We start from the raw sequence: 24,755 nt of genomic DNA, 5'->3' as shown, positions 1-24,755 counted from the left end.
CTCAGTTCGCCGACAGCTTGCGGTTCTTCACGACGGTGGCCCAGTGCTGGGACTCCTCGTCCATCGCCTTTACGAACTCGGCCGGCGAATTGCCGACCGGCGTCATGCCCTGCACGTAAAGGCGCGCCTTGATCTCGGTGGAGGTCAGCGCCTTGACGACATCGGCGTGGATCTTGGCGAGGATCGGCGCGGGCGTGCCGGCCGGCGCGAGCAGGCCGAACCAGCCGGTGTTCTCGAAACCCGGCAGGCCGCTCTCGGACACCGTCGGCACGTCGGGCATCGACGGCATGCGCTGCTTGCTCGTGACCGCCAGCGCACGCAGGCGCCCCTTGCCGAGCAGTGCGGACGCGGCCGCGAAGTTGCCGACCATCATCTGCGTCTGGTGCGCGATCAGGTCGGTGTAGGCCGGCGCCTCGCCCTTGTACGGCACGTGGACGATGTCGACGCCCGCAGCGTTCGCGAAGTTCTCGCCGGCCAGGTGCACCTGGCTGCCGACGCCGGCCGAGCCGAAGTTGACCGAACCCGGCTTGGCCTTCGCCTGGGCGATCAGGTCCTTCACGCTGGTCAGCGGCGAGTCGTCGGGCACGACGACGAGCATCGGGCCGCTCGCGACGTTGGTGATCGGCACGAGGTCCTTCTTCGTGTCGAACGGCATCTTCTTGTAGAGCTGCGGGTTGATCGTGATGCTGCCGGTGCCGAACAGCAGCGTGTAGCCGTCGGCCGGCGACTTGGCGACGATGTCCGCCCCCAGGTTGCCGCCGGCGCCGGCGCGGTTGTCGACGATCACCGTCTGGCCCCAGATCTCGTTGAGCTTCTGCGCCATCATCCGCGCGATCACGTCGGTCGAGCCGCCGGGCGCGAAGGGCACCACCAGGCGCACCGACTTGTTCGGCCACGATTCCTGCGCCATGGCGGGCAGCGTCCAGACGGTCAGCACGGTGGCGGCCAGCAGGCCGGCGAGGGTCGAGCGTCGGGTGGTCATCTTCATGGGGTGTCTCCGTTTTTCTCGAATCAGGACAGAAGCGAAAGCGCGAACGCCATGCCCGCGACGGCAGCGAAGCCGATCGAGCCGGCGATCCAGTCCTTGCGCAGGTTGGACACCTGGCCGAACTCGATGATCAGCAAGCGTACGCCGCCGGTCATGTGCAGGGCGAGCAGGACGACGAGGCCCCACTCGGCGAACTTGAACAGCGGCCGGTCGGTAGCGCGCAGGAAACCGTCCAGTGCCGCAGCGCCGTGCAGCGCATGGCCCAGCGCCCAGAAGTGGATCGGCAGGAACAGCGCGAGCCCGAGGCCCGACAGCCGGTGCATCAGGAAGGCCCAGTACGCGGGATGGGCGCGCGCCCGCTGGTCGTTGCGGCGCATCATGCGACCACCGCCCAGACCGCGCGCAGGCCCATCACGAGCAGCAGCACGCCGAACGCGCGCGACAGCCACAGCGCAGCGTCTTCGCGCAGACCCCACCACTCGCGGGCGATGTTCGCCAGGCCGACCGGCACATGCACGGCACACGCCACCACGAAGACGGCGTAGAACGCGCCGAACGCCCAGTTGCCCTGCGTACGACCGAGGATGCCGGCCGCGCTCAGCCCGCCGCGCACCGCGTAGATCAGCACGCCCAGGTGCACGAGCACGCACAACGCCAGCACCATCGCGCTGACGCGCTGCCAGTACCAGCGCTTGGCCTGGGCGATCGCGGCGCCGCTCACAGTTCGCCCCGCACCGCGGCCTTCGCGACCTTGCGCTTCAGGCCGGCGATCGACAGCGTGGGTGCCAGCTGCTTGGGGCATCGCTCGGTGCAGGAGCCCTGGGTGTGGCAGGCGTGGCAGCCGGCATCGCCGGCGACGGCGCGCAGACGCTCGGTCTGCTGCACGTCGCGCACGTCGTTCACCAGCGTCCAGGCGCGGTTCAGCGCGGCCGGGCCGAGGTAATCCGGGCGCCAGCCGACCACGTCGCACGACGCGTAGCAGACGCCGCAGCCGATGCACTCGATGCCGGCGTTCGCGGCGGCCCGCTCGGGCGAAGCGGGAGCGACCTTCGCGAAGTCGTCGGCCCGCGTCGCGGTGCCCTTGAACTGGCCCTTGGCGCGCGCCCACTTGTCGAAGAACGCGCTCATGTCGGTCGCCAGGTCCTTGATGACCGGCAGGTTGGACAGCGGCGCGATCTCCAGCTCGCCGTCCCCGGCGACTTTCGCGACATGCGTGCGGCAGGTCCAGCACGCCTTGCCGTTGACCGTCATCGCGCACGACCCGCACATGCCGACGCGGCAGGCGAATCGATAGCTCAGCGTCGGCTCGAGGAAGCGCTGGATGTGGGTCACGACGTCCAGCACCGTCTGGCTGGCTTGGCGCGGCACCTCGTAGCGCGTGAATTCGCCCTGTTGGGCGCCGCGCCAGACCTTGACTGTGAGCATCGTCGACATGGCGCGCATCATCGCGACGCGCCATCGAAAGTTAAAGCGAATTATTCTTGTATCGAGCGATGAAAAAACTTTAGAGTGGCGGTCGATGTCGTCCATTCGCACCCTCAGGAGCTTTCTCGCCGTCGCCCGACTCGGCAGTTTCTCGGCCGCCGGCAAGGAGATCGGGCTGACCGCCGCGGCGGTCGGCCAGCAGATCCGCGCCCTCGAGGACGAGCTGCACAAGGTGCTGTTCGACCGCAGCGGCCGGGCGATCGTGCTCAACACGGCCGGGCGCGGCATGGTGGCACCGGTCAAGGAACTGATCGCGCGCTACGAAGCGCTGGCAGCCGACGAAGCCGGGGAGGCGCTGACCGGCACCGTGGTCATGGGCGCGCTCGTGTCGGCGCTGATGGGCGCGTTCGCCGACAGCCTGTGGTCGCTGACCCGCCAGCACCCCGATCTGGACGTGACGCTGTTCGCGGGCCAGTCGGCCGACTTCGCCGGCCGGGTCGACCGCGGCGAGCTCGACGCCGCCGTCGTCACGCAACCGCCGATCCGCCTGCCCTCCAACCTGGTGTGGACGCGCCTCTACACCGAGCCGATGGTGCTGATCGTCCCGGCCAAGCCGCATTTCACGGTGCCCGCCGACGGGTTGGCGATCCTGGCCGACTGCCCGTTCCTGCGCTTCGACCGCCAGACCTGGACCGGCCACCTGGTCGACGAGGTGCTGGCGCAGTGCGGCGCCGCCGCACGCACGCGCATGGAGTTGAACTCGCTCGAGGCGATCGTGGCGCTGGTGCGCCAGGGCTTCGGCGTGTCGATCGTGCCGCAACTGGCCAACCTGCAGTGGGCGCGCGACCGGGCGCTGCGGATCGTGCCGCTGCCGGGCGTGGCGGTGCAGCGTTCGGTCGGCCTGCTGGAGCGGCGCCAGCACAGCCGGGCGCGGGTGACGGAGGCGATCAAGGCGTATTTCGCCGCGAACGGCACGCCTGGAACGCCTTGACGCGGCCAATTGCGGTGTCGGTTGTGTCGGGCTATAATCGACGGTCTTTGCTGGCAAAACCCCGCGTTGCGATTGGCGAGCCCACGAGAACAGGAACTCCGGACCCTCCGGTTTTCGGAACTCGCCGACACCGAGCGCACTTCAATTTCAGGATCAACCCTTTACATGACTACGATTCGCGTCAAAGAAAACGAGCCATTCGACGTGGCACTGCGCCGCTTCAAGCGCACCATCGAGAAGCTCGGCCTGCTGACCGACCTGCGTGCCCGTGAGTTCTACGAGAAGCCCACTGCCGAGCGCAAGCGCAAGAAGGCGGCCGCCGTGAAGCGTCACTTCAAGCGCGTGCGCAGCATGCAGCTGCCGAAGAAGCTGTTCTGACGCGGTCGTAGCGTCGCGGTAGGCGGGTCGTCCTCGATCCGTCGTTGCCCCTGAAGAGCCCGCGCACCGCGGGCTTTCTCGTTTGTGCCGACTGGAGTTGTGATGACCCTCAAAGACCAGATCACCGAAGACATGAAGACGGCGATGCGCGCGAAGGACGCGCCGCGCCTGCTGACGATCCGCGGCCTGCTCGCGGCGCTGAAGCAGCGCGAGGTCGACGAGCGCATCGTGCTCGACGACGCCGCCGTGATCGCGATCGTCGACAAGCTCGTCAAGCAGCGCAAGGACTCGATCACCCAGTTCACCGCCGGCAACCGGCCCGACCTGGTCGAGAAGGAAAGCGCCGAGCTTGCCGTGCTCGAAGGCTACCTGCCGCAGCGCATGGATGCCGACGCGGTGGCCGCCGAAGTCGCGACGATCGTCGCCGAGCTGGGCGCCAAGGGGCCGGGCGACATGGGCAAGGTCATGGGCGCCGTGAAGACGAAGCTCGCCGGCAAGGCCGACATGGCCCTGGTATCCGCCGCGGTCAAGAAGGCGCTCGCATCATGAGCGCGCCGCAGGTCCAGCAGCTGAGCGCCGACGTGTGCGTGGCGCCGCAACTCGACACCGCCGCGATGGCATGGGCCGTCCAGGCGGGCTTCAAGAGCGTCGTCAACAACCGGCCCGACTTCGAAGGTGGGCCGGATCAGCCGACCAGCGCCGCGATGGAAGCGGCCGCCCGGGCCGCCGGCCTGCAGTACGCCTACCTGCCGGTCCAACCGGCAGTGCAGACACCCGAGGAAATCGCCCGCTTCGCAGCCCTGCTGGCCGAACTGCCGAAGCCCATCCTCGCGTTCTGCCGCAGCGGCGCGCGCTCCGGCAAGCTTTACCGGGCGGCGACCGGCGGCTGAGCCGCCCTACAGCCCGGCGATCTTCAGCCGGTCGATCAGCACCGAGCCGATCGTCTTGCTGCCCATCGTGTAGGCGTCGGCGCCGACCGCCTGGATGCCCTTGAACATCGCCCGCAGGTTGCCGGCGATCGTGATCTCGTGGACCGGGTACTGGATCTTGCCGTTCTCGACCCAGAAGCCGGCCGCGCCGCGCGAATAGTCGCCGGTCACGTAGTTGACGCCCTGCCCCATCAGCTCGATCACGAACAGGCCGCGGCCGAGCTTCTTCAGCATCGCGTCGAGGTCGTCGCCGGGCTGGGTCAGCCGGCTCGTCAAGGTGAGGTTCTGCGAGCCGCCGGCGTGGCCGGTCGTGCGCATGCCGAGCTTGCGGCCCGAGTAGCTCGACAGGAAGTAGCCCTGCACCTCGCCGGCCGACACCACGTCGCGGGCCACGGTGCGCACGCCCTCGTCGTCGAACGGCGCGCTGCCCTTGCCGCGCAGGATATGCGGGTCCTCGCGAATGTCGATGTGCTCGGGCAGCACGCGCTTGCCCAGGCTGTCCAGCAGGAAGCTGGACTTGCGGTACAGCGCGCCACCGCTGGTCGCCTGCACATAGGCCCCCAGCAGGCCCGCAGCAAGCGACGACTCGAACAGCACCGGCACCTCGCAGGTCTTGATCTTGCGAGACTTCAGGCGCGACAGCGCGCGCCCGGCGGCATAGCGGCCGACGGCCTCGGGCGACGCCATCTCGTCCGACGCGCGCATCGAGGTGTACCAGGCGTCGCGCTGCATGTCCTCGCCGCGCCGGCCCGGCAGCGAGGCGATCGGCGCCACCGACAGCGAATGCCGCGAGCTGGCGTAGCCGCCGCGAAAGCCGCGGCTGTTGCCGGCGAAGAAGTGCGATTGCTGCGCGGATACGCCCGCGCCTTCGGAATTGGTGATCCGCCGGTCGACCGCGAACGCCGCGGCCTCGCAGCGCAGCGCGATCTGCAGCGCCTGCTCGGCATCGACTGCCCAGGGGTGGAACAGGTCGAGGTCGCGGGTCGCCTCATCGCCGCTGGCGATGTCCTCGGCGTCGGGCAGGCCCGCGGCCGAATCCTCGGCGGTGAAGCGCGCGATGTCGTGCGCCGCGCGTACCGTCTGCTCGAGCGCGGCGCGCGAGAAGTCGGAGGTGCTGGCATTGCCGCGGCGCTGACCGATGTAGACGGTGATCCCCATCGACTTGTCGCGGTTGCGCTCGACGTTCTCGGTCTCGCCCTTGCGGATCGAGACCGACAGGCCGACGCCTTCGGAGACCTCGACCGCTGCGTCGCTCGCCCCGAGCGAGCGGGCGAGCGCCAGTGCGTCCTCGACATGCTGCTGGAACTGCGCGGGCGCGTAGGCAAAGCCGGGTTGTGGGAGGGCCGAGGGCTGGGGGGAGGACATGTGTGGGGATCGAACCGGTCAAAGCGCGGAAGCCGGGTGGCAAGGCGCGGGTGCGGGACTATGATACCGAGCGCACACGGAGTGCCACTTCGTCACGTTCCGCAGACCCTTTCCCGATGCCTTCCTTGCCCGAACCCACCGAAGACGACACGCTGCGCGCCGCGCCGGTGTATTCCTTCGACGAGAAGCCGAGCAAGACTCGCCTCAAGCAGGCCTCGCACGAGTTGCAGGAACTGGGCGAGGCGGTCGTCGCGCTGCCCGATTCGCGCATCGACGCGCTGGAGATCGCCGAAGAGCTGCTCGACGCGATCCGCCAGTTCAAGAAGACCAAGAGCTTCGAGGGCAAGCGCCGCCAGATGCAGTACATCGGCAAGCTGATGCGCAAGCACGAGGTCGAGCCGATCCGCCAGGCCGTGACCGACATGCAGCTCGGCCGCGCCAAGGATTCCCTCGCGTTGCACCAGGCCGAGCGCTGGCGCGCCGAACTGCTGGCGGACGACGACGCCACCACGCGCTGGACCAGCGCCCACCCCCAGACCGACGTCCAGCAATTGCGCAGCCTCGTGCGCGCCGCCCGCAAGGATGCCGCGCTCGTGCCCGAGAAACGCAGCGGCCGCGCCTTCCGTGAGTTGTTCCAATTCATCAAGGAGCACCCCCTCGAATGAGCGGCCTGGATCCGGTACGCATCGGCCTCATCTCTGTCAGCGACCGCGCATCGAGCGGCGTTTACGAGGACAAGGGAATTCCTGCGCTGCAGGCATGGCTGACGTCAGCCGTGCGCAATCCGATTCATTGGGAAACACGATTGATCGCCGACGAACAGGCCACCATCAGCGCGACCCTGGTCGACCTCGTCGACCGGCAGCATTGCGACCTGGTGCTGACCACCGGCGGCACCGGGCCGGCACCGCGCGATGTGACGCCCGAGGCGACGCTGGCGGTGGCCGACAAGGTCATGCCCGGCTTCGGCGAACAGATGCGTCAGATCAGCCTGAGCTTCGTGCCGACCGCGATCCTGTCGCGCCAGGTCGCGGTGATCCGCGGCGAGGCGCTGGTGATCAACCTGCCCGGCCAACCGAAGGCCATCGCCGAGACGCTCGCCGGCCTGCCGGCCGCGGCGGATTCGGCCCGACCAGCGGTGCACGGCATCTTCGCGGCGGTGCCCTATTGCATCGACCTGATCGGCGGCCCGTACCTCGAGACCGACCCGGCGGTGTGCGCCGCGTTCCGGCCGAAGTCGGCCCAGCGTCCTCCGTCTGCACCCGCCTGAGGCCGTACATTGCAGCACGCCGCCCATCCGTCCACCCCGTTCGCCCGCGCCCTGCTCGCGGCGGCGCTCGTCGCTGCGTTCGCAGCGCCGGTGCGTGCCGCGGACACAATGGTCGAATTCGTCGTGGTGCGGGCCGACACGCTGATCGGCCTGTCCAGCAGCGTGCTGGTCTCGCCCACCGCGTGGCGCGAAGTGGCGCGCATCAACAAGATCCCGGACCCGAACCGCATCCTGCCCGGCCAGCGCCTGCGCATCCCGGCCCGGCTGCTGCGCGGCGATGCCGTCAGCGCGACGCTCGTCAGCGTCACCGGTGACGTGCGCAGCGGCGATGCGCCGCTCGCAGTCGGCGCCGCACTGAACGAAGGCCAGTCGGTCCAGACCGGCCCCAACGGCTCGGCCGTGGTCGAACTGGCCGATGGCTCGCGCGTTCGATTGCCGCCGTCCAGCCTCGCCGAGGTCGCGGCCAGCCGCAACTTCGGTGGTCGGCTGCCGGCCCATGCTGCGGCCAGCGCCGATGACGCGGCTGCCGCCAACGCCCCCAGCCATTGGTTCGCCGGCACGATGCGGGTGCTGCGCGGCTCGGTCGAGGTGTTCGCGACCAAGGTGCTGCGCGCCAAGCCGCTCGAAGTCGTCACGCCGACCGCCGTCGTCGGCGTGCGCGGGACGCAGTACCGGGTTGCCTACGACGACGCCGCGCCACGCCGCACGCATGCGGAGGTGCTGGAAGGCGTGGTGGCGTTCGACGCCGCCGGCGCCGCCGGCGGCACCGCGCTGACGGCCGGCTTCGGCGCGTCGACGGACGGCGGGAGCCCGCCTTCCGCACCCGCGCGCTTGTTGCCGCCGCCCGACCTGACGGCGCTGCCGGAGCGTTTCGAGCGCCCGATCGTGCGGTTCGCGTTGCCCGGCGAGTCGACGCCACTGCGCGTGCAGGTGGCCGCCGACCCGGCCTTCGACCGCATGGTCAGCGACCAGCAGGTCGCACCCGGCGCCGAAGTGCGCATCGCCGGCCTGGACGATGCCCAGTGGTACGTGCGCGCACGCCGCATCGACGCGCAGGGGATCGAAGGCTTCGATTCGGCTCGCCCGTTCGTGCTGAAGGCCCGCCCGGAGCCGCCCGCCTACCGCGCCCCGCGGGTGAGCGCGAAGCAGCCGGTCGGCACCGTCCAGTTCGCCTGGGCACCGAACGTGGATGCCACGCGCGCGCGGCTGCAGGTGGCCGAGGACGCGGCGTTCACGCGCATCGTCGAGGACCGCGACAACCTCGATGCCTCGGCTCTCGAGACCACGCTGTCCAAGCCGGGCACGTACTTCTGGCGGCTGGCGAGCGTGCGACCCAGCGGCGACCACGGCCCGTTCGGCGACGCCCAACGCTTCGATCTGCGCCCGACGCCCCAGCCCGCCGCGGTCGCGCGTTCGGCCGACGGCAACGCGCTCGTCTTCCGCTGGAGCGGCGCCCGTCCGGAAGACAAGCAGCAGGTCGAATTCGCGCGCGACCTCGACTTCAAGCAGATCGTCACGCGCGCCGAAGTCAGCGGCTCGGAGTGGACCCTGCCGATGCCGGGTTCCGGCGGCCGCTACTACTTCCGCTACCGCAGCGTCGAACCCGACGGGTTCGTCTCGCCGTACAGCGAGAAGGTGCAGGTCGACGTGCCGCGCGACTGGTCCGGCCTGGGCTTGCTGCTGCCGCTCTTGCTGCTGCTCTGACCGCGCGGACGGCGCCGCGCGGCGGCGTCACTTCACCATCTGGTTGAAGCGTTCGGCGTCGAACTGCTCGGTGGTGCGCGCGTCCTGCGGCACGCAATCGGGCGTCGGCAACTCGCGCGAGCGCGCCGACAGCTTCTCGATCGCCGCCCACAGCATCGCGATCTGGTGCTCGTGGCCCGAGGCGTTGTCGATCAGGCCCTTCATCGCGTGCGCCATCGGGTCGTCGCCCTGCGTGATGCCGTAGGCCGAGAAGCCCATCTTCGCGGCGGCGGCCTCGCGCACCGCATCGGCCTCCTTGTGCAGCACGCGCGCCGGGTTGCCGACGGCGGTGGCACCCGGGGGCACCTCCTTCAGCACGACGGCGTTCGAGCCGACGCGCGCGCCGTCGCCGACCGTGAAGCCGCCCAGCACCTGCGAATTGGCGCCGACGATCACGCCGCGGCCCAGCGTCGGGTGGCGCTTGGCGCCCTTCGCCAGCGACGTGCCGCCGAGCGTCACACCCTGGTAGATCGTGCAGTCGTCACCGATCTCCGCGGTCTCGCCGACGACCACGCCCATGCCGTGGTCGATGAAGACGCGCCGGCCGATCGTGGCACCGGGGTGGATCTCGATGCCGGTCAGGAAGCGGCCCAGATGCGACGTGAAGCGCGCCAGCCAGTGCAGGCCGTTGCGGCGGAACCAGGCCGCGCGCCGATGCAGGACGAGCGCGTGCAGACCGGGATAGCAGGTCAGCACCTCCCAGGCGCTGCGCGCCGCCGGGTCGCGCTCGAGGATGCAGGCGATGTCTTCTCGCAGCCGCTGGAACATGGGGGAATCCGGTGAATGGGGTCGGACGCAGTTTATCCGTTGCCCCGCGAACGCGTCGGCGCAGACCGCGCCGGGCGCGTCAGCGCCGCGCCTTCTCGACCGCCCGCGCCACACCGCGCAGGATGTGCACTTCCTCGTCGGTCAGCTGGGCGCGGTTGACGAGTTGCTGCAAGCGCGGCATCAGCTTGCGCGGGACCGCCGGGTCGAGGTAGTCGATGTCGATCAGCGTGCGACGCCAGTGATCGAGCAGGCCCTGCACCGCGGTGTCGTCGGCGCGGTGCGCGTCGACCGTGCGCGGCTGCACCGGGAACCCGCCCAGCGCCTGGCGCCAGTCGTAGGCGAGCAACTGCACCGCCTGGGCCAGGTTCAGCGAACCGTAGCCCGCCATCGTCGGGATGCTCAGGCAGACGTGGCACCGATACACGTCCTCGTTGCTCATGCCGAAGCGCTCGGAGCCGAACACGAACGCGACCCGTTGCGACTGCGGCGCCAGTTCCGCGAACAGCTCGCGCGGCGCCCGCGTCGGCGGGCCGAAATCGCGCGGCGTCATCGCGGTCGCGCAGGCGTGGTGGATGCCCTCCAGCGCATCGGCCAGCGTCGGCACGATCCGCGCACCGGCGAGCACATCGGTCGCGCCGCTGGCCATCGCCAGCGCTTCGGGCTGCTGCAGCACGTCGGCGAAGCGCGGCGCCACGAGGACGAGGTCCGAGAAACCCATCACCTTCATGGCCCGCGCCGCGGCGCCGACGTTGCCGCCGTGGCTGGTGCCGATCAGGACGAAGCGGGTGGGATCGGGGCGATCGGACTGAGGCACGGGCACGGGCAGGCTCGCAGGTAAAATGGCGATTATCCGCAGCGGCCCGTCCGCCGCCCCGCTCTTTCTTCCCGCCAGCCCCGCGTTCGCCGCCTTCACGCCTTCGATAGGTCCGCCATGTCCCAAGCCCTTCACCCGATGCTCAACACCGCCATCAAGGCGGCCCGCAGCGCCGGGGCGATCATCAACCGGGCATCGCTCGACCTCGACCTGCTGAAGATCACGACCAAGTCTGCCAACGACTTCGTCACCGAGGTCGACCACAAGGCCGAAGCCGTGATCATCGAGACGCTGCTGGCGGCCTACCCCGGCCACGGCATCCTCGCCGAGGAGTCGGGGCGCGAACACGGCGCGAAGGACAGCGAGTTCGTCTGGATCATCGATCCGCTCGACGGCACCACCAACTTCATCCACGGCTTCCCGGTCTACTCGGTCTCGATCGCGCTGGCGTTCCGCGGCCAGGTGCAGCAGGCCGTCGTCTACGACCCGACCCGCAACGACCTGTTCTACGCGTCCAAGGGCCGCGGCGCGTTCCTGAACGACCGCCGGCTGCGCGTCTCGAAGCGGGTGCGGTTGACCGACTGCCTGGTCAGCACCGGCTTCCCGTTCCGCAAGGGCGACAACTTCAAGCGCTACATGCAGATGATGGAAGCCGTGATGCCGGCGTGCGCGGGCCTGCGCCGCCCCGGGTCGGCCGCGCTCGACCTCTGCTACGTCGCCGCGGGCTACACCGACGGCTTCTTCGAGAACGGCCTGAGCCCGTGGGACATCGCCGCCGGCTCGCTGATGGTCACGGAGGCCGGCGGGCTGATCGGCAACTTCACCGGCGAGGCCGACTACCTCTATCAGCGCGAGTGCCTGGCCGCCAGCCCTCGCGTCTACGGCCAGCTGGTGAGCCTGCTGAGCCCGTTCACGCATGTGATCGCGGCCGATGCGCCGGTCGCGCCGGGCGAGACCACGCTCGGCATCACGCCGGAGGATGCGCTCGCCGCGGGCGTCGAGATCGCGCGCGATCCGGCGCCAGCGCCCGTCAAGAAGGCCGCCACGCGCATCAGCAAGGAGAGCATGGCGGCCGAGAAGCAGGCCGCCGCCGAGGCCGATCGCAAGGCCGCGCCGCGGTCGCGCTCGCCGCGTGGAGGCGACGCGCCCTTCTGAGCCCGACGTCGGTCGCCGCAGCATGCAGTTGCCGCCGCTGAACCTCGAGGCGATTCCGTCGCTGCGCCATTCGGTGTGGCTGCGCCTGCTGCTCGGCCACCGGGTGCTGAACGGCGTGGCGGTCGGCTTCGGGCTGGCCGTGCTGTCGGTGCTGGTCTTCCTCGTCGCCGGTCCGGTCGTCGCCGCGTCGGCCTCGGTCGGCATGCTCACCCTGAGCATCGGCGACCAGGTTTCGCCGGCGCGCGGCAAGCTGCGCCAGATCGCGCCGCTGCTGTGGCTGGCGGCGCCGATGACGGCCGCGGTGCAGTTCGCGCACCTCGCGCCCGACCATGTGGACCTGCTGCTCGGCATCATCGTCGCGGTCGGCGGCTTCATCGGCATGCTCGGAACAGCCTGGGGGCTGCGCGGCGGGCCGCTCGGTTTCGCGCTGCTGCTGGCGATCGTGTTCGCGATGTCCACGCCCCCGCCCGACGACTGGCGCACCGCGCTTGCCCATGTCGCCTGGTTCCAGGTCGGCGCGTTCCTGTTCGCGGCCTGGGCCGTGTTCAGTGCGCACGTGCTGAACCTGCGCTTTCGATCGCAGGCGCTGGCCGATGCGATCAACGAACTCGCCGTGATGCTGCGTCAGCAGGGCGCGCGCCTGGCCGCCACCGGTGACCGGCGCGAGAACCAGCTGCGCGCGCTGCTCGGCGAACAGGCCGCCCTGGCCGACAAGCTGCAGACGGCGCGCGACCTGGTGCTCGACCAGCCCGCCACGCCGGCCGAGCTGCGCCTGACCGGCATGCTGATCGCCGCGATCCGGCTGCGCGAGCAGGCGCTCGCCTGCGAACTCGAGCTCGACATGCAACCCGCGCGCGGCGGCACGCCGCCCACACTGGCGCAGGCGCAGGCGCTCGAATCGCTGTGGGGCGATTTCAGTGCCCACCTCGATCGCGTCTGCTGGTCGCTGTTCACCGGCGGGCAATTGCCGCCGCGCCTGGCCGAATCGTTGCTCGCGCGCACCGCCGAGGCGCACCGCGCCGTCCCGCCGACGCTGCGCGGCGCCGTCGACGCGATGGGGGCCGAGATGCAGAGCCTGCTGCGCCTGGCCGAGCACGGGGGCGACGAGCCGCGCCTCGCACTCGCCGAGCAGGCGCGCGACTGGCCGCGCTTTCGCACCTCGATGCGCTGGCCGATCGCGCCGCTCAAGCGCGCGATGAGCGGTCACTCGCCGGTGCTGCGCTACGCGCTGCGCGTGACGATCGCGCTGCTGGTCGGCTACACCATCGGCCTGCACCTGCCGTGGGCGGCACACCCGCAGTGGATCCTGCTGACCATCGCGGTCGTGATGCGGACCAACGTCGCGCAGACGCTCGAGCGCCGCAACGCGCGACTGATCGGTACGCTGATCGGCTGCGTGCTGGTGACCGCGCTGCTGAGCCTGAATCCGAGCGTGCCGGTGCAGTTCCTGGTGCTGGCGATCGGCGCCGGCATCGCGCACGGCTTCGCGCAGGTACGCTATTTGGTCGCCGCCACGGCCGCCACCGTGCTCGCATTGATCCAGGGCCACCTGCTGCACACCGCGGGCGAGTTCGCGCTGTTCGAGCGGCTGGCCGACACGCTGATCGGCACCGCGCTGGCCTGGGCCTTCAGCTATGTGCTGCCGGCCTGGGAGCGGCGCCAGCTGCCGGCGCTGCTCAAGCGCCTGCGCAAGGCGCAACTGCAGCATGCCCAGGTGGCGCTCGGCAGCACCGAACTGTCGACCGCGAATGCCGACTGGCGCCTGGCGCGCCGCGAGGTCCACGACAGCCTGGCCGCGATCGCGATCGCCGCGCAGCGCGCTCGCGCCGAACCGCGCGCCGTGCAGCCGCCGCTGGATCTGCTCGAGCGCGTGCAGCTGCGCAGCTACCGGCTGCTCGCGCAGCTCGGCGGCTTGCGCACCTGGCGCGAGCAGCCGCGCGCACTGCCCGATGCCCAGGCGCAGCCGCTGCTCGCGGCGCACCTCGCGCGCATCAGTGCCGCACTCGACAACGCGGCGGTGCCGGCCGCGACGGCCACGCCGGTCGAGGCGCGCACCGAAACCATCTCCCCCCACGAAGAAGCCGCGCAACTGCACCAGCGCCTGCGCGACGCCGCCGACGAGGCCGCCGCGCTCGGCGCCGATCTGGCCGCCGCGCAGGCCTGGGAACTGGCGCGCGCGCAGGAAAGACAACGATGACCTCGCTCACGCCGCCCGCGGGCGCAGCACCGGCGCTGACGCCGATGATGGCCCAGTACACCAAGATCAAGGCCGACTTCCCCGACACGCTCCTGTTCTACCGCATGGGCGATTTCTACGAGCTGTTCTTCGACGACGCCCGCAAAGCCAACCGCCTGCTCGACATCACGCTGACCGCGCGCGGCAGCAGCAACGGCGAGCCGATCCCGATGGCCGGTGTGCCGGTCGTCTCGGTCGACGGCTACCTCGCCAAGCTGATCAAGCTCGGCGAAGCGGTCGCGATCTGCGAGCAGGTCGGCGACGTGGCCACCGCCAAGGGCCCGGTCGAGCGCAAGGTCGTGCGCGTCGTCACGCCCGGCACCGTGACCGACACCGAACTGCTCGCCGACAAGAGCGACGCGCTGCTGCTCGCTGTCGCGCCACAGGGCAAGCAGATCGGCCTGGCCTGGCTGGCGCTGACCAGCGGCGAGCTCGGCCTGAGCGAATGCAGCGAGGCCGAACTCGGGGCGTGGCTGGTGCGGCTGGCGCCGGCCGAGGTGCTGGTCGACCGCGATCGTGTCCCGGCCGCGTTGAGCGATGCCCGCGTCACCGTCACCCATCGCCCGGCGTGGCAGTTCGACACGTCGCTCGGCCTGCGCAAGCTGTGCGAGCAGCTGCGCACGAGCAGCCTGGCCGGCTTCAATGCGCAGGAGCTGCGGGCCGCCCAGGCCGCTGGCGCCGCGTTGCTGACCTTCGCCGAGCACACCCAGGGCCAGGCGCTCGCGCACGTGCGCACGCTCGCCGTGCAGCGCGCCAGCGACCTGCTCGACCTGCCGCCGACCACCCACCGCAATCTCGAGCTGACGCAGACCCTGCGCGGCGAGGACGCGCCGACACTGCTGTCGCTGCTCGACACCTGCCGCACCGGCATGGGCTCGCGCACGCTGCGTCACTGGCTCACCCACCCGCTGCGCGAGCGCCGCGTCGCGACCCAGCGCCACGACGCGATCGACGCGCTGCACCTGGCCGGCGTGAGCGAACTGCGCGACGCCCTGCGCGGCATCAGCGATGTCGAACGCATCACCGCACGCATCGCGCTGCGCCAGGTGCGCCCACGCGAGCTGACCGGCCTGCGCGCGACGCTGCACGCGCTGCCGGCGCTGCGCGCGCAGGTGCCGCTCGGCGAGGCCACGCTGCTCGACCTGCTCGGCGAGGCGCTGACGCCACCCGACGAGATCCATGCGCTGCTCGCCGCCGCGATCGCCGACGAGCCCGCGGTGCTGCTGCGTGACGGCGGCGTGATCGCGTCGGGCTTCGACGCTACGTTGGACGAGCTGCGCGGCATCGGCGCGAACTGCGACGCCTTCCTGCTCGAGCTCGAAGCGCGCGAGCGTGCGCGCACCGGCATTGCCAACCTGCGGGTGCAATTCAACAAGGTGCACGGCTTCTACATCGAGGTCACGCAGGGCCAGGCGAGCAAGGTGCCGCTCGACTACCAGCGCCGCCAGACGCTGAAGAACGCCGAGCGCTTCATCACGCCGGAGCTCAAGACCTTCGAGGACAAGGCGCTGTCCGCGCAGGACCGGGCGCTGGCGCGAGAGAAGCTGCTGTACGAGCAACTGATCGACCAGCTGCAAGTGCACCTGGAGCCGCTCACCGCGCTGGCCCGCGCGCTCGCCAGCGTCGATGCGCTCGCCGCGCTGGCCGAGCGCGCGACCACGCTGAACTGGTGCCGCCCGGAGTTCGTGCGCGAACCGTGCATCCGCATCGAGGCCGGTCGGCACCCCGTGGTCGAGGCGCGCCTGATGGAAACCGGTGGCGCCAACTTCATGCCGAACGACTGCAAGCTCGACGCGGCCCGCAAGATGCTCGTGATCACCGGCCCGAACATGGGCGGCAAGAGCACCTTCATGCGCCAGGTCGCACTGATCGCGCTGCTCGCGGCGATGGGTTCGTTCGTGCCGGCGCGCGCCTGCCAGCTCGGGCCGATGGACGCGATCCACACCCGCATCGGCGCGGCCGACGACCTGGCCAACGCGCAATCGACCTTCATGCTCGAGATGACCGAGGCCGCCGCGATCATCCATGGCGCGACCGAACACTCGCTGGTGCTGATGGACGAGATCGGCCGCGGCACGTCGACCTTCGACGGCCTCGCGCTCGCCAGCAGCATCGCCAGCCACCTGCACGACAGGACGCGCGCGTTCACGCTGTTCGCGACCCACTACTTCGAGCTGACGGAGCTGCCCGTCAAGCACGACCGGGCATTCAACCTGCACGTCTCGGCGGTCGAGAGCGGTGACGACATCGTGTTCCTGCACGAGCTGCAGCCCGGCCCGGCCAGCCGCAGCTACGGCGTGCAGGTCGCGCGACTCGCCGGCATGCCCGCCAGCCTGCTGCGCCAGGCGCGCGCGACGCTCGAGGCGCTGGAGGCCAGCAAGCACGCGGCCGACGCGCAGATCGACCTGTTCGCCGCACCGCCGCCCGCGCCCGCCGCGGAAATTTCACGGCTCGACGCGGCGGTCGCCGCACTCGACCCCGATATGCTCTCGCCCAAGGAAGCGCTCGCCGCGCTCTACGAACTCAAGTCTCTCCAAGGAAAATCATGACCTACTGCGTAGGCATCAAGCTCGACGCCGGCCTGGTGTTCATGTCCGACTCGCGCACCAACGCGGGCCTCGACCAGATCAGCACCTACCGCAAGATGATGGTGTACGAGCGGCCCGGCGAGCGCTTCATGGTGATGCTGTCGGCCGGCAACCTGTCGATCAGCCAGTCGGTGCGCGAGATCCTGCAGGTCGAGAAGATCGAGGACCGCGACGGCAACCCGATCACGATCTGGAACGCCAAGAGCATGTTCGACGCGGTGCGCGTCCTCGGTGCCGCGGTGCGCCGCGTGCACGACCAGGACGGCGCGGCGCTCGAGCGCGCCGGCGTCGACTTCAACGCATCGATGATCTTCGGCGGCCAGATCGGCGGCGAGGCGATGCGGCTGTTCCTGGTCTACTCGGCCGGCAACTTCATCGAAGCGACGCGGGAGACCTGCTACTTCCAGGTCGGCGAATCCAAGTACGGCAAGCCGGTGCTCGACCGCATGATCACGCCCGCCACGCCGCTCGACGAGGCCGCCAAGTGCGCGCTGGTGTCGATGGACTCGACGCTGAAGTCCAACCTCTCGGTCGGCCTGCCGCTGGACCTGCTGGTCTACGAGGCGCACTCGCTGCACAGCGACCAGATCGTCTGCATCGACGAGCACAACCCGTACTTCCAGATGATCCGCGGCAACTGGGGCCTGAAGCTGCGCGAGGCCTTCGAATCGCTCGAAGACCCGCAATGGGGCAGCGGCCCGACCGCCGTGCCGCTGTGCGTCGCCTCCAAGCGCTACGAGACGATGAAGAAGATCACGCATCCGGACGAGAAGGTCGTGTGATGCCGGGTTCGGCTCTCCGGACCATCGTCTTCTCGCACGCCAACGGATTCCCGGCCGGCACCTACCGGCTGATCTTCGAGGCCTGGCGCGCCGCCGGCTACACCGTGCACGCGATCGAGAAGTACGGCCACGACCCGCGTTTCCCGGTCACCAGCAACTGGCCGCACCTGCGCGCGCAGCTCATCGACTACATCGAACACGAAGTCGGCGGCCCGGCCTACCTGGTCGGCCATTCGCTCGGCGGCTTCCTGAGCCTGATGGCCGCGTCGAAGCGCCCCGACCTCGCCAGCGGCCTCGTGATGCTCGACTCGCCGATCCTGTCGGGCTGGAAGGCGCGCGCCGTGCAGGTCGCCAAGGCCGCGGGCATCGGCGAGCGATTCTCGCCGGGCCATGTCTCGAAGCGTCGGCGCCAGCAATGGGACAGCGCCGACGCCGCGTTCGCACACTTCGCCGCCAAGCCGGCGTTCGCGCGCTGGGCGCCCGGCATGCTGCGCGACTACATCGCCGCCGGCACCGAGACCCACGGCACGCACCGGCGGCTCGCGTTCCACCGCGATGTCGAGACCGCGATCTACAACACGCTGCCGCACCACCTCGCGCGTGTGCTGCGGGCGCACCCGCTGCAGTGCGAGATGGCGTTCGTGCGCGGGACCGAATCGGTCGAGGTCCGCCAGGTCGGCATGCGCGCGACCGAGCGGCTGGCCAAAGGCAAGGTCGTCGCGATCGAAGGCTCGCACCTGTTCCCGCTCGAACGCCCGTCGGAGACCGCCGCGACGGTCCTGAAACTGATCGAATCGATGAAGCCGGCGGCCCGGACCCCACGCCTATAATCGCGCTTTACCACCAGAGCATTTGTGTCAAACAGATGCTGCACACAATGACCAAGTACGTCTTTGTCACCGGCGGTGTGGTGTCCTCGCTGGGCAAGGGCATCGCTTCTGCATCGCTCGCGGCGATCCTCGAATCGCGCGGCCTCAAGGTCACCCTCATCAAGCTGGATCCGTACCTCAACGTCGATCCGGGCACGATGTCCCCGTTCCAGCACGGCGAGGTGTTCGTCACCGACGACGGTGCCGAGACCGACCTCGATCTGGGTCACTACGAGCGCTTCATCAGCACCCGCATGAAGCGCAGCAACAACTTCACCGCCGGCCAGATCTACAAGACCGTGCTCGAGAAGGAACGCCGCGGCGACTACCTCGGCAAGACGGTGCAGGTGATCCCGCACGTCACCAACGAGATCCAGGAATTCGTCAAGCGCGGCGCGGCCGACGTGGACGTGGCGATCGTCGAGATCGGCGGCACGGTCGGCGACATCGAGTCGCTGCCCTTCCTCGAGGCCGTGCGCCAGATGGCGCTGCGCGCCGGTCCGAGCAACTCGGCCTTCGTGCACCTGACCTACGTGCCGTGGATCGCTGCCGCCGGCGAGCTCAAGACCAAGCCGACCCAGCACACGGTGCAGAAGATGCGCGAGATCGGCATCCAGCCCGACGCGCTGTTGTGCCGCGCCGACCGCGAGATCCCGGAGGACGAGCGCGACAAGATCTCGCTGTTCACCAACGTCGCGCCGCAGGGCGTGATCTCGATGTGGGACGTCGACACCATCTACAAGGTGCCGCGCATGCTGCACGAGCAGCGGCTCGACGAGCTGATCTGCATGAAGCTGCAGCTGCTGACCAAGGCCGCCGACCTGCGCCGCTGGGACAAGCTGGTGCACGAGGTCGCGCACCCGAAGCACGAGGTGACGATCGCGATGTGCGGCAAGTACACCGACCTGTCCGATTCGTACAAGTCGCTGAACGAGGCGCTGCGCCACGCCGGCATCCACAACCATGCGCGGGTCAAGATCGAGTACGTCGACTCCGAGACGCTGGGCGACGACAACATCGACCAGCTCGCCAAGTACGACGCGATCCTGGTCCCGGGCGGCTTCGGCAAGCGCGGCGTCGAGGGCAAGATCCGCACCGCACAGTACGCGCGCGAGCACAAGATCCCGTACCTGGGCATCTGCCTGGGGATGCAGGTCGCGACGATCGAGGTCGCGCGCCACCTCGCCGGCCTCGAGGGCGCGAACAGCACCGAGTTCGAGCCGGATACTCCGCACCCCGTGATCGCGCTGATCGACGAGTGGCAGGACAGCGACGGCACGATCCAGAAGCGCGACGCCAACTCCGACCTGGGCGGCACGATGCGCCTGGGCGCGCAGAGTTCGGATGTGGCGCCGGGCACCCTCGCCCACCAGATCTACGGCAAGGTCGTCACCGAGCGGCACCGCCACCGCTACGAGGCCAACGAGCACTACCTCGAGCGGCTGCAGAAGGCGGGCCTGGTGATCTCGGCGATCACGCAGCGCGAGAAGCTGACCGAGATCGTCGAGCTGCCGCAGTCGCAACACCCGTGGTTCGTCGGCGTGCAGTTCCACCCCGAATTCAAGAGCACGCCGTGGGACGGCCACCCGCTGTTCACGAGCTACGTGAAGGCCGCGCTCGATCACCACCGCGAGGCCACGGCCGAGAGGGTGGCCGCATGAAGAAGGATCTGGCATGAAGCTCTGCGGCTTCGACATCGGCCTCACGCAGCCGTTCTTCCTGATCGCCGGCCCGTGCGTGATCGAGTCCGAGCAACTGCAGATGGACGTCGCCGGGCAGCTCAAGGAGATGACCGCCGCGCTCGGCATCCCGTTCATCTTCAAGAGCAGCTTCGACAAGGCGAATCGCTCGTCGGGCAGCACCTTCCGCGGCCCCGGCATCGACAAGGGCCTGGAGATCCTCGCGAAGGTCAAGCGCGAGCTGAACGTGCCGGTGCTGACCGACATCCACGACGAATCGCAGATCGCCCAGGTCAGCAGCGTGGTCGACGTGCTGCAGACGCCGGCCTTCCTGTGCCGCCAGACCGATTTCATCCGCGCTGTCGCCCAGAGCGGCAAGCCGGTGAACATCAAGAAGGGCCAGTTCCTCGCGCCGCACGACATGAAGAACGTGATCGACAAGGCCCGCGCCGCCGCGCGCGAGAAGGGCCTGCCGGAAGACAACTTCATGGCCTGCGAACGCGGTGCAAGCTTCGGCTACAACAACCTCGTCTCGGACATGCGCAGCCTGGCGATCATGCGCGAGACGAACGCACCGGTCGTGTTCGACGCGACCCACTCGGTGCAGTTGCCCGGCGGCCAGGGCACCAGTTCCGGCGGCCAGCGCGAATTCGTGCCGGTGCTGGCGCGCGCCGCGATCGCGGTCGGCGTGGCCGGCGTGTTCATGGAGACGCACCCCGACCCGGCCCACGCGATGAGCGACGGCCCAAACGCGGTGCCGCTGAAGCACATGCGCGCGCTGCTCACCCAGCTCGTCGCGCTCGACCGGGTGATCAAGACCCAGCCGCTGCTCGAGAACGACTTTTCCTGCTGAACCCGATTCCCTGACCCCGGAGAGAACCTGAATGAGCGCCATTGTCGATATCGTCGGTAGAGAAATCCTCGACAGCCGCGGCAACCCGACCGTCGAGTGCGACGTGCTGCTGGAGTCCGGCACGATGGGCCGCGCCGCGGTGCCGTCGGGCGCATCCACCGGCTCGCGCGAGGCGATCGAGCTGCGCGACGGCGACAAGTCGCGCTACCTCGGCAAGGGCGTGCTCAAGGCCGTCGAACACGTCAACACCGAGATCAGCGAGGCGGTGCTGGGCCTGGACGCGAGCGAACAGGCCTTCCTCGACCGCACGCTGATCGACCTGGACGGTACCGAGAACAAGAGCCGCCTGGGCGCCAACGCGACGCTGGCCGTCAGCATGGCCGTCGCGCGCGCTGCGGCCGAGGAATCGGGCCTGCCGCTGTACCGCTACTTCGGCGGCATGGGCGGCATGCAGATGCCGGTGCCGATGATGAACGTCATCAACGGCGGGGCGCACGCCAACAACAACCTCGACCTGCAGGAGTTCATGATCATCCCGGTCGGCGCGCCGAGCTTCCGCGAGGCGGTGCGCTACGGCGCCGAGGTGTTCCACGCGCTGAAGAAGATCCTCGGCGACAAGGGCATCAGCACCGCGGTCGGCGACGAAGGCGGCTTCGCGCCCAGCGTCGCGAGCCATGAAGCGGCGATCCAGATGATCCTCGAGGCGATCGACAAGGCCGGCTACACCGCCGGCTCGCAGATCGCCATCGGCCTGGACTGCGCGGCCAGCGAGTTCTACAAGGACGGCAAGTACCACCTGGAGGGCGAAGGCCTGACGCTGAGCGCGCCCGAGTGGACCGACATCCTCGCGACCTGGGTCGACAAGTACCCGATCATCAGCATCGAAGACGGCATGCACGAGGGCGACTGGGACGGCTGGAAGCACCTGAACGAGCGCCTCGGCTCGAAGGTGCAGCTGGTCGGCGACGACCTGTTCGTCACCAACACCAAGATCCTGCAGCAGGGCATCGAGAAGCGCGTCGCGAACTCGATCCTGATCAAGATCAACCAGATCGGCACGCTGACCGAGACCTTCGCCGCGATCGAGATGGCCAAGCGCGCCGGCTGGACCGCCGTGATCTCGCACCGCTCCGGCGAGACCGAGGACTCGACGATCGCCGACATCGCGGTGGGCACCAACGCCGGCCAGATCAAGACCGGCTCGATGAGCCGCAGCGATCGCATCGCCAAGTACAACCAGCTGCTGCGCATCGAGGAGGACCTCGGCGACGTCGCGACGTACCCTGGCCGCGCCGCGTTCTACAACCTGCGCTGACCCGGTTCGCGCGCCGCCGCCATGCGCTACGTCTCGCTCGCGCTGATCGCGCTGATCGGGCTCGTCCAGGCCGAACTGTGGTTCGGCAAGGGCGGCGTGCCGCGCATGATGGAGTTGCGCGGCAAGCTGGCCGAGCAGCAGGCCGCCAATGCGGCCGACCGCGCGCGCAACGCGCAGCTGGTCGCCGAAGTGAGCGACCTGAAAGAGGGCCTCGAGATGGTCGAGGAGAAGGCGCGCTTCGAGCTCGGCATGGTCAAGCCCGACGAGATCCTGGTGCAGGTGTCGGCGCCCAAGCGCTGATGCACTGCATCGCAACCCGCCGCCCCTGAGGCCCGCCGGTGGAGTCGCTGCTGCACGCGCTGCAGCCCTTTTTCGCGCCAGCCTTCACGCTCTGGGCCACGCCGGTCAGCGCGCTCGAGATCGTCGCGTTCGTGCTCGCGGTTCTGATGGTCGTGCTCAACATGCGGGTCAACCCCGTCGCGTGGCCGCTCGCGATCGTCAGCTCGCTGCTCTACTTCGCGCTGTTCTGGAACAGCCGCCTGTACGGCGACGCGAGCCTGCAGATCTTCTTCGCGGTCGTCGCGCTGTGGGGCTGGTGGCAGTGGCTGCGCGGCACGCAAGCCGATGGCGCCGAGCTGCGCGTGCGCGCCCTGCCTGCGCGCGGCCGCTGGTGGCTGCTCGCCGCCCTCGCCGCAGCCTGGCCCGCGACCGGCCTCTTCCTGAAGACCTTCACCGACACCGACGTGCCGTGGTGGGACGCGTTCCCGACCGCCGCCAGCGTGATCGGCCAGTGGCTGCTCGGCCGCAAGTACATCGAGAACTGGCTGGCGTGGATCGTCGTCAACGTCGTCAGCGTCGGGCTGTTCGCGTACAAGGGCCTGTGGCTGACGACCGTGCTCTACACGCTGTTCATCGCGATGTCGTTCGCCGGTTGGCGGGCGTGGCGACGGATGCTGCCGTGAGCGAGGAGACCGACACCCCGCGCGGGCTCGTGATCGCGCTGCTCGGTGCCGAAAGCACCGGCAAGACGACGCTCGCCCACGCCCTCGCGCAGACGCTCGCGGGCGAGGGTCGCGACGTCGTCGTCGTCCCCGAATACCTGCGCGAGTTCTGCGACACCCACGGCCGCACGCCGCGGATCGACGAGCAGCGCAGCATCGCCGCCGAGCAGATGCGCCGCATCGCGGCCGCCGCGGCGGCGCATGCGGTCGTGATCGCCGACACCACCGCGCTGATGATCGCGGTCTACAGCGACCAGGTCTTCGGCGACACCAGCCTCTACGCGGACGCGCAGGCCGCCCACGCGCAGGGCTGCGACCTGACGCTGCTGACCGCGCTCGATCTGCCGTGGCAGGCCGACGGCCTGCAGCGCGACGGCCCGCAGGTGCGCGAGCCGGTCGACGCCAAGGTGCGCGCCGCGCTCGCGCGCGCGGCCGTGCCCTACGCGGTGGTGTTCGGCAGCGGCGAGACGCGCGGGGATGCCGCGCTCGCCGCGGTGCGCCGCGCGCTCGCCGGGCCGCCCGCCGACGCCGACGCCGAGTCCGGCGCCGCGCGCTGGCACTGGCACTGGCACTGCGAGCGCTGCGGCGACGCCGACTGCGAGCGCCACCGCCTGCTGCCGCTCGGCTGAACCGTCAATCCGTAGCGCCGCCCGCGGACTCCGCGGCACCCGGTGGTTGCGCGCCGCCGAACGCGGCGAGAATGACCGCGACCCACGACGAGGGAGCTCGATGTCCCGGAGCTGTCTGACCTGCGGTGCCCATCACGCCGACGACGCGAAGTTCTGTCGCGCGTGCGGCAGCCCGCTCCCGGTCGCGGCAGGCGCGGCCGCGGCAGCCACCGCACTATCATGCCCGGCCTGCGGCCAGCCGATCCGCCCCGGCTCGCGTTTCTGCTCGCAGTGCGGCGCCGCGCTGCCGGCCGCCCAGGCGGCGGCAGAGCCGCGCGCGGTGCCGCCGCCGTCGCTCGAGGTGGTCCGCGCGGTGCCGTGGAGGACCCCGGACCCCGCCGCCGCGACCGCCCCGCGCGCCAGCCCGAACCGCCGCCCGCCGTTGATGTGGCCGGCGCTCGGCGGCGGCGCCGTCGTGCTCGCCGCGTTCATGCTGTGGTGGTACGGCGCGATGCGGGTGCCCGAATCGCCGAGCTTCGATGCAGCGCCGCCGCCGGCCGCGCTCGACGCGATCCGTCCCGCCGCAGCCGCCGCGCCCGTCTCGGCCGCTTCGACCGCGGCGCCGCGCGCCGCGCCTGCCCTCGCCATCGACACGCCCGGCCCCGACGGCATGATCACCGAGACCGCGGACGACGCGGCGCGCCCGGCGCGCACGTCCCGCGCGAATCCGGAACCGCGCGCGCCTGCGACGGTTGCGTCCGACGCCGCGCCGGCGCCCCGTCGCGTTCAAGCGGCCGCGCGCCCGACGCCGCGCGCACCCGCCGCGGCGCCGACGTTCCGCACCGCCGCGGAGCGCTGCGCCGATCGCAGCCTGGTCTCGCGCTCGATCTGCCAGTCGCGCGAATGCGCCCGCGCCGAGCACGCGAACGAACCGATGTGCCAGCGCATCCGCGCCGCCGAGGACCGGCGCCGCGAGCCCTAGCCGCGCGCAGGTCGCG

The 24,755-nt window shown here is 70.1% G+C and carries 26 protein-coding genes; 19 read left to right on the top strand and 7 right to left on the bottom strand.

Translation table 11 applies throughout. From position 1 onward, the window contains the following. Window position 1: 1 nt before the first annotated feature. The 4 genes from ASC76_RS16155 to ASC76_RS16140 are packed head-to-tail and all read right to left on the bottom strand — an operon-like array spanning window position 2 to window position 2,422. Complete coding sequence (locus ASC76_RS16155) at window positions 2-988, bottom strand: tripartite tricarboxylate transporter substrate binding protein (RefSeq protein ID WP_056468479.1); 987 nt, start codon at window positions 986-988, stop codon at window positions 2-4. A 23-nt stretch (window positions 989-1,011) separates the two neighbouring features. Then, complete coding sequence (sdhC, locus tag ASC76_RS16150) at window positions 1,012-1,368, bottom strand: succinate dehydrogenase, cytochrome b556 subunit (RefSeq protein ID WP_371262139.1); 357 nt, start codon at window positions 1,366-1,368, stop codon at window positions 1,012-1,014. Then, complete coding sequence (locus tag ASC76_RS16145) at window positions 1,365-1,652, bottom strand: hypothetical protein (protein ID WP_056470958.1); 288 nt, start codon at window positions 1,650-1,652, stop codon at window positions 1,365-1,367. The genes sdhC and ASC76_RS16145 overlap by 4 nt, the downstream gene beginning before the upstream one ends. A gap of 53 nt (window positions 1,653-1,705) precedes the next feature. Beyond that, window positions 1,706-2,422 carry a succinate dehydrogenase/fumarate reductase iron-sulfur subunit gene (locus ASC76_RS16140; protein WP_056470955.1) on the bottom strand — a complete coding sequence of 239 codons (717 nt, stop codon included), beginning with the start codon at window positions 2,420-2,422 and terminating at the stop codon, window positions 1,706-1,708. 85 nt (window positions 2,423-2,507) lie between these two features. Here ASC76_RS16140 and ASC76_RS16135 point away from each other — a divergent pair, with 85 nt between their 5' ends. From ASC76_RS16135 to ASC76_RS16120, 4 genes are all read left to right on the top strand, one after another. Then, window positions 2,508-3,404, top strand: a complete 897-nt coding sequence (locus tag ASC76_RS16135; RefSeq protein WP_056468475.1) for a LysR family transcriptional regulator — start codon at window positions 2,508-2,510, stop codon at window positions 3,402-3,404. A 165-nt stretch (window positions 3,405-3,569) separates the two neighbouring features. Beyond that, the gene (gene rpsU, locus ASC76_RS16130; protein ID WP_056468472.1) at window positions 3,570-3,782 is read left to right on the top strand and encodes a 30S ribosomal protein S21; all 213 of its coding nucleotides are present in this window, start codon (window positions 3,570-3,572) and stop codon (window positions 3,780-3,782) included. A gap of 102 nt (window positions 3,783-3,884) precedes the next feature. Continuing rightward, the gene (locus ASC76_RS16125; RefSeq protein WP_056468468.1) at window positions 3,885-4,331 is read left to right on the top strand and encodes a GatB/YqeY domain-containing protein; all 447 of its coding nucleotides are present in this window, start codon (window positions 3,885-3,887) and stop codon (window positions 4,329-4,331) included. Next, window positions 4,328-4,672, top strand: a complete 345-nt coding sequence (locus ASC76_RS16120) for a TIGR01244 family sulfur transferase (protein WP_056468464.1) — start codon at window positions 4,328-4,330, stop codon at window positions 4,670-4,672. The genes ASC76_RS16125 and ASC76_RS16120 overlap by 4 nt, the downstream gene beginning before the upstream one ends. A gap of 6 nt (window positions 4,673-4,678) precedes the next feature. Here ASC76_RS16120 and pmbA read toward each other — a convergent pair whose 3' ends face one another. Then, window positions 4,679-6,076, bottom strand: coding sequence for a metalloprotease PmbA (gene pmbA / locus ASC76_RS16115; RefSeq protein WP_056468461.1), 1,398 nt, complete (start codon window positions 6,074-6,076; stop codon window positions 4,679-4,681). A 116-nt stretch (window positions 6,077-6,192) separates the two neighbouring features. Between pmbA and yjgA the strand changes: the two genes are divergently transcribed. From yjgA to ASC76_RS16100, 3 genes are read left to right on the top strand one after another with little or no spacing between them, the layout of a single operon-like run. After that, window positions 6,193-6,741 (top strand): ribosome biogenesis factor YjgA, encoded by a 549-nt coding sequence (gene yjgA / locus ASC76_RS16110; protein WP_056468458.1) that lies wholly within the window; start codon window positions 6,193-6,195, stop codon window positions 6,739-6,741. Continuing rightward, window positions 6,738-7,346, top strand: coding sequence for a molybdopterin adenylyltransferase (mog, locus tag ASC76_RS16105; RefSeq protein ID WP_056468455.1), 609 nt, complete (start codon window positions 6,738-6,740; stop codon window positions 7,344-7,346). The genes yjgA and mog overlap by 4 nt, the downstream gene beginning before the upstream one ends. Window positions 7,347-7,355: 9 nt before the next feature. After that, a complete protein-coding gene (locus tag ASC76_RS16100; protein ID WP_157615755.1) occupies window positions 7,356-9,050 on the top strand; it encodes a FecR domain-containing protein in 1,695 nt (564 codons plus the stop codon). 27 nt (window positions 9,051-9,077) lie between these two features. Here ASC76_RS16100 and cysE read toward each other — a convergent pair whose 3' ends face one another. Both cysE and ASC76_RS16090 read right to left on the bottom strand, forming a co-directional pair. Next, window positions 9,078-9,857 (bottom strand): serine O-acetyltransferase, encoded by a 780-nt coding sequence (cysE, locus tag ASC76_RS16095; protein WP_056468447.1) that lies wholly within the window; start codon window positions 9,855-9,857, stop codon window positions 9,078-9,080. Between the two features lie 79 nt (window positions 9,858-9,936). Further along, entirely contained in the window at window positions 9,937-10,671 is a 735-nt protein-coding gene (locus tag ASC76_RS16090; protein WP_235580488.1) for an RNA methyltransferase, read from the bottom strand. Window positions 10,672-10,788: 117 nt separating this feature from the next. Between ASC76_RS16090 and ASC76_RS16085 the strand changes: the two genes are divergently transcribed. From ASC76_RS16085 to ASC76_RS24780, 12 genes are all read left to right on the top strand, one after another. Next, a complete protein-coding gene (locus ASC76_RS16085) occupies window positions 10,789-11,826 on the top strand; it encodes an inositol monophosphatase family protein (protein ID WP_056468443.1) in 1,038 nt (345 codons plus the stop codon). A 22-nt stretch (window positions 11,827-11,848) separates the two neighbouring features. Then, the gene (locus tag ASC76_RS16080) at window positions 11,849-14,023 is read left to right on the top strand and encodes an FUSC family protein (RefSeq protein WP_157615753.1); all 2,175 of its coding nucleotides are present in this window, start codon (window positions 11,849-11,851) and stop codon (window positions 14,021-14,023) included. Then, complete coding sequence (gene mutS / locus ASC76_RS16075) at window positions 14,020-16,611, top strand: DNA mismatch repair protein MutS (protein ID WP_056468436.1); 2,592 nt, start codon at window positions 14,020-14,022, stop codon at window positions 16,609-16,611. The genes ASC76_RS16080 and mutS overlap by 4 nt, the downstream gene beginning before the upstream one ends. Further along, complete coding sequence (locus ASC76_RS16070) at window positions 16,608-17,432, top strand: proteasome-type protease (RefSeq protein ID WP_056468433.1); 825 nt, start codon at window positions 16,608-16,610, stop codon at window positions 17,430-17,432. The genes mutS and ASC76_RS16070 overlap by 4 nt, the downstream gene beginning before the upstream one ends. Beyond that, the gene (locus ASC76_RS16065; protein ID WP_056468431.1) at window positions 17,432-18,262 is read left to right on the top strand and encodes an alpha/beta fold hydrolase; all 831 of its coding nucleotides are present in this window, start codon (window positions 17,432-17,434) and stop codon (window positions 18,260-18,262) included. The genes ASC76_RS16070 and ASC76_RS16065 overlap by 1 nt, the downstream gene beginning before the upstream one ends. A gap of 47 nt (window positions 18,263-18,309) precedes the next feature. Next, on the top strand, window positions 18,310-19,962 hold the full coding sequence (locus ASC76_RS16060; RefSeq protein WP_056470949.1) for a CTP synthase: 1,653 nt from the start codon (window positions 18,310-18,312) through the stop codon (window positions 19,960-19,962). A 13-nt stretch (window positions 19,963-19,975) separates the two neighbouring features. After that, on the top strand, window positions 19,976-20,833 hold the full coding sequence (kdsA, locus tag ASC76_RS16055) for a 3-deoxy-8-phosphooctulonate synthase (RefSeq protein ID WP_056468429.1): 858 nt from the start codon (window positions 19,976-19,978) through the stop codon (window positions 20,831-20,833). Window positions 20,834-20,864: 31 nt separating this feature from the next. Continuing rightward, window positions 20,865-22,148, top strand: coding sequence for a phosphopyruvate hydratase (eno, locus tag ASC76_RS16050; protein ID WP_056468427.1), 1,284 nt, complete (start codon window positions 20,865-20,867; stop codon window positions 22,146-22,148). Between the two features lie 21 nt (window positions 22,149-22,169). Next, entirely contained in the window at window positions 22,170-22,448 is a 279-nt protein-coding gene (ftsB, locus tag ASC76_RS16045; protein WP_056468424.1) for a cell division protein FtsB, read from the top strand. 38 nt (window positions 22,449-22,486) lie between these two features. Continuing rightward, window positions 22,487-23,110, top strand: coding sequence for a nicotinamide riboside transporter PnuC (pnuC, locus tag ASC76_RS16040; RefSeq protein WP_056468421.1), 624 nt, complete (start codon window positions 22,487-22,489; stop codon window positions 23,108-23,110). Then, window positions 23,107-23,778, top strand: coding sequence for an AAA family ATPase (locus ASC76_RS16035; RefSeq protein ID WP_056470944.1), 672 nt, complete (start codon window positions 23,107-23,109; stop codon window positions 23,776-23,778). Before pnuC ends, ASC76_RS16035 begins: the two co-directional genes overlap by 4 nt. Window positions 23,779-23,878: 100 nt before the next feature. Further along, window positions 23,879-24,739, top strand: a complete 861-nt coding sequence (locus tag ASC76_RS24780; RefSeq protein WP_082549224.1) for a zinc ribbon domain-containing protein — start codon at window positions 23,879-23,881, stop codon at window positions 24,737-24,739. Window positions 24,740-24,755: the final 16 nt, after the last annotated feature.

Source organism: Rhizobacter sp. Root404, assembly GCF_001425865.1.
In the GTDB taxonomy this organism is placed as follows: Bacteria; Pseudomonadota; Gammaproteobacteria; order Burkholderiales; family Burkholderiaceae_C; genus LMDS01.
Note: the sequence above shows the minus strand (reverse complement) of the source record. Positions and strands in the feature narration are given on the sequence as shown.

Coding starts and splice junctions, on each gene's coding strand:
- ASC76_RS16155 (WP_056468479.1), bottom strand. CDS start 988: ATGAAGATGACCACCCGACGCTCGACCCTCGCCGGCCTGCTGGCCGCC.
- sdhC (WP_371262139.1), bottom strand. CDS start 1,368: ATGATGCGCCGCAACGACCAGCGGGCGCGCGCCCATCCCGCGTACTGG.
- ASC76_RS16145 (WP_056470958.1), bottom strand. CDS start 1,652: ATGGTGCTGGCGTTGTGCGTGCTCGTGCACCTGGGCGTGCTGATCTAC.
- ASC76_RS16140 (WP_056470955.1), bottom strand. CDS start 2,422: ATGTCGACGATGCTCACAGTCAAGGTCTGGCGCGGCGCCCAACAGGGC.
- ASC76_RS16135 (WP_056468475.1), top strand. CDS start 2,508: ATGTCGTCCATTCGCACCCTCAGGAGCTTTCTCGCCGTCGCCCGACTC.
- rpsU (WP_056468472.1), top strand. CDS start 3,570: ATGACTACGATTCGCGTCAAAGAAAACGAGCCATTCGACGTGGCACTG.
- ASC76_RS16125 (WP_056468468.1), top strand. CDS start 3,885: ATGACCCTCAAAGACCAGATCACCGAAGACATGAAGACGGCGATGCGC.
- ASC76_RS16120 (WP_056468464.1), top strand. CDS start 4,328: ATGAGCGCGCCGCAGGTCCAGCAGCTGAGCGCCGACGTGTGCGTGGCG.
- pmbA (WP_056468461.1), bottom strand. CDS start 6,076: ATGTCCTCCCCCCAGCCCTCGGCCCTCCCACAACCCGGCTTTGCCTAC.
- yjgA (WP_056468458.1), top strand. CDS start 6,193: ATGCCTTCCTTGCCCGAACCCACCGAAGACGACACGCTGCGCGCCGCG.
- mog (WP_056468455.1), top strand. CDS start 6,738: ATGAGCGGCCTGGATCCGGTACGCATCGGCCTCATCTCTGTCAGCGAC.
- cysE (WP_056468447.1), bottom strand. CDS start 9,857: ATGTTCCAGCGGCTGCGAGAAGACATCGCCTGCATCCTCGAGCGCGAC.
- ASC76_RS16085 (WP_056468443.1), top strand. CDS start 10,789: ATGTCCCAAGCCCTTCACCCGATGCTCAACACCGCCATCAAGGCGGCC.
- ASC76_RS16080 (WP_157615753.1), top strand. CDS start 11,849: ATGCAGTTGCCGCCGCTGAACCTCGAGGCGATTCCGTCGCTGCGCCAT.
- mutS (WP_056468436.1), top strand. CDS start 14,020: ATGACCTCGCTCACGCCGCCCGCGGGCGCAGCACCGGCGCTGACGCCG.
- ASC76_RS16070 (WP_056468433.1), top strand. CDS start 16,608: ATGACCTACTGCGTAGGCATCAAGCTCGACGCCGGCCTGGTGTTCATG.
- ASC76_RS16065 (WP_056468431.1), top strand. CDS start 17,432: ATGCCGGGTTCGGCTCTCCGGACCATCGTCTTCTCGCACGCCAACGGA.
- ASC76_RS16060 (WP_056470949.1), top strand. CDS start 18,310: ATGACCAAGTACGTCTTTGTCACCGGCGGTGTGGTGTCCTCGCTGGGC.
- kdsA (WP_056468429.1), top strand. CDS start 19,976: ATGAAGCTCTGCGGCTTCGACATCGGCCTCACGCAGCCGTTCTTCCTG.
- eno (WP_056468427.1), top strand. CDS start 20,865: ATGAGCGCCATTGTCGATATCGTCGGTAGAGAAATCCTCGACAGCCGC.
- ftsB (WP_056468424.1), top strand. CDS start 22,170: ATGCGCTACGTCTCGCTCGCGCTGATCGCGCTGATCGGGCTCGTCCAG.
- ASC76_RS24780 (WP_082549224.1), top strand. CDS start 23,879: ATGTCCCGGAGCTGTCTGACCTGCGGTGCCCATCACGCCGACGACGCG.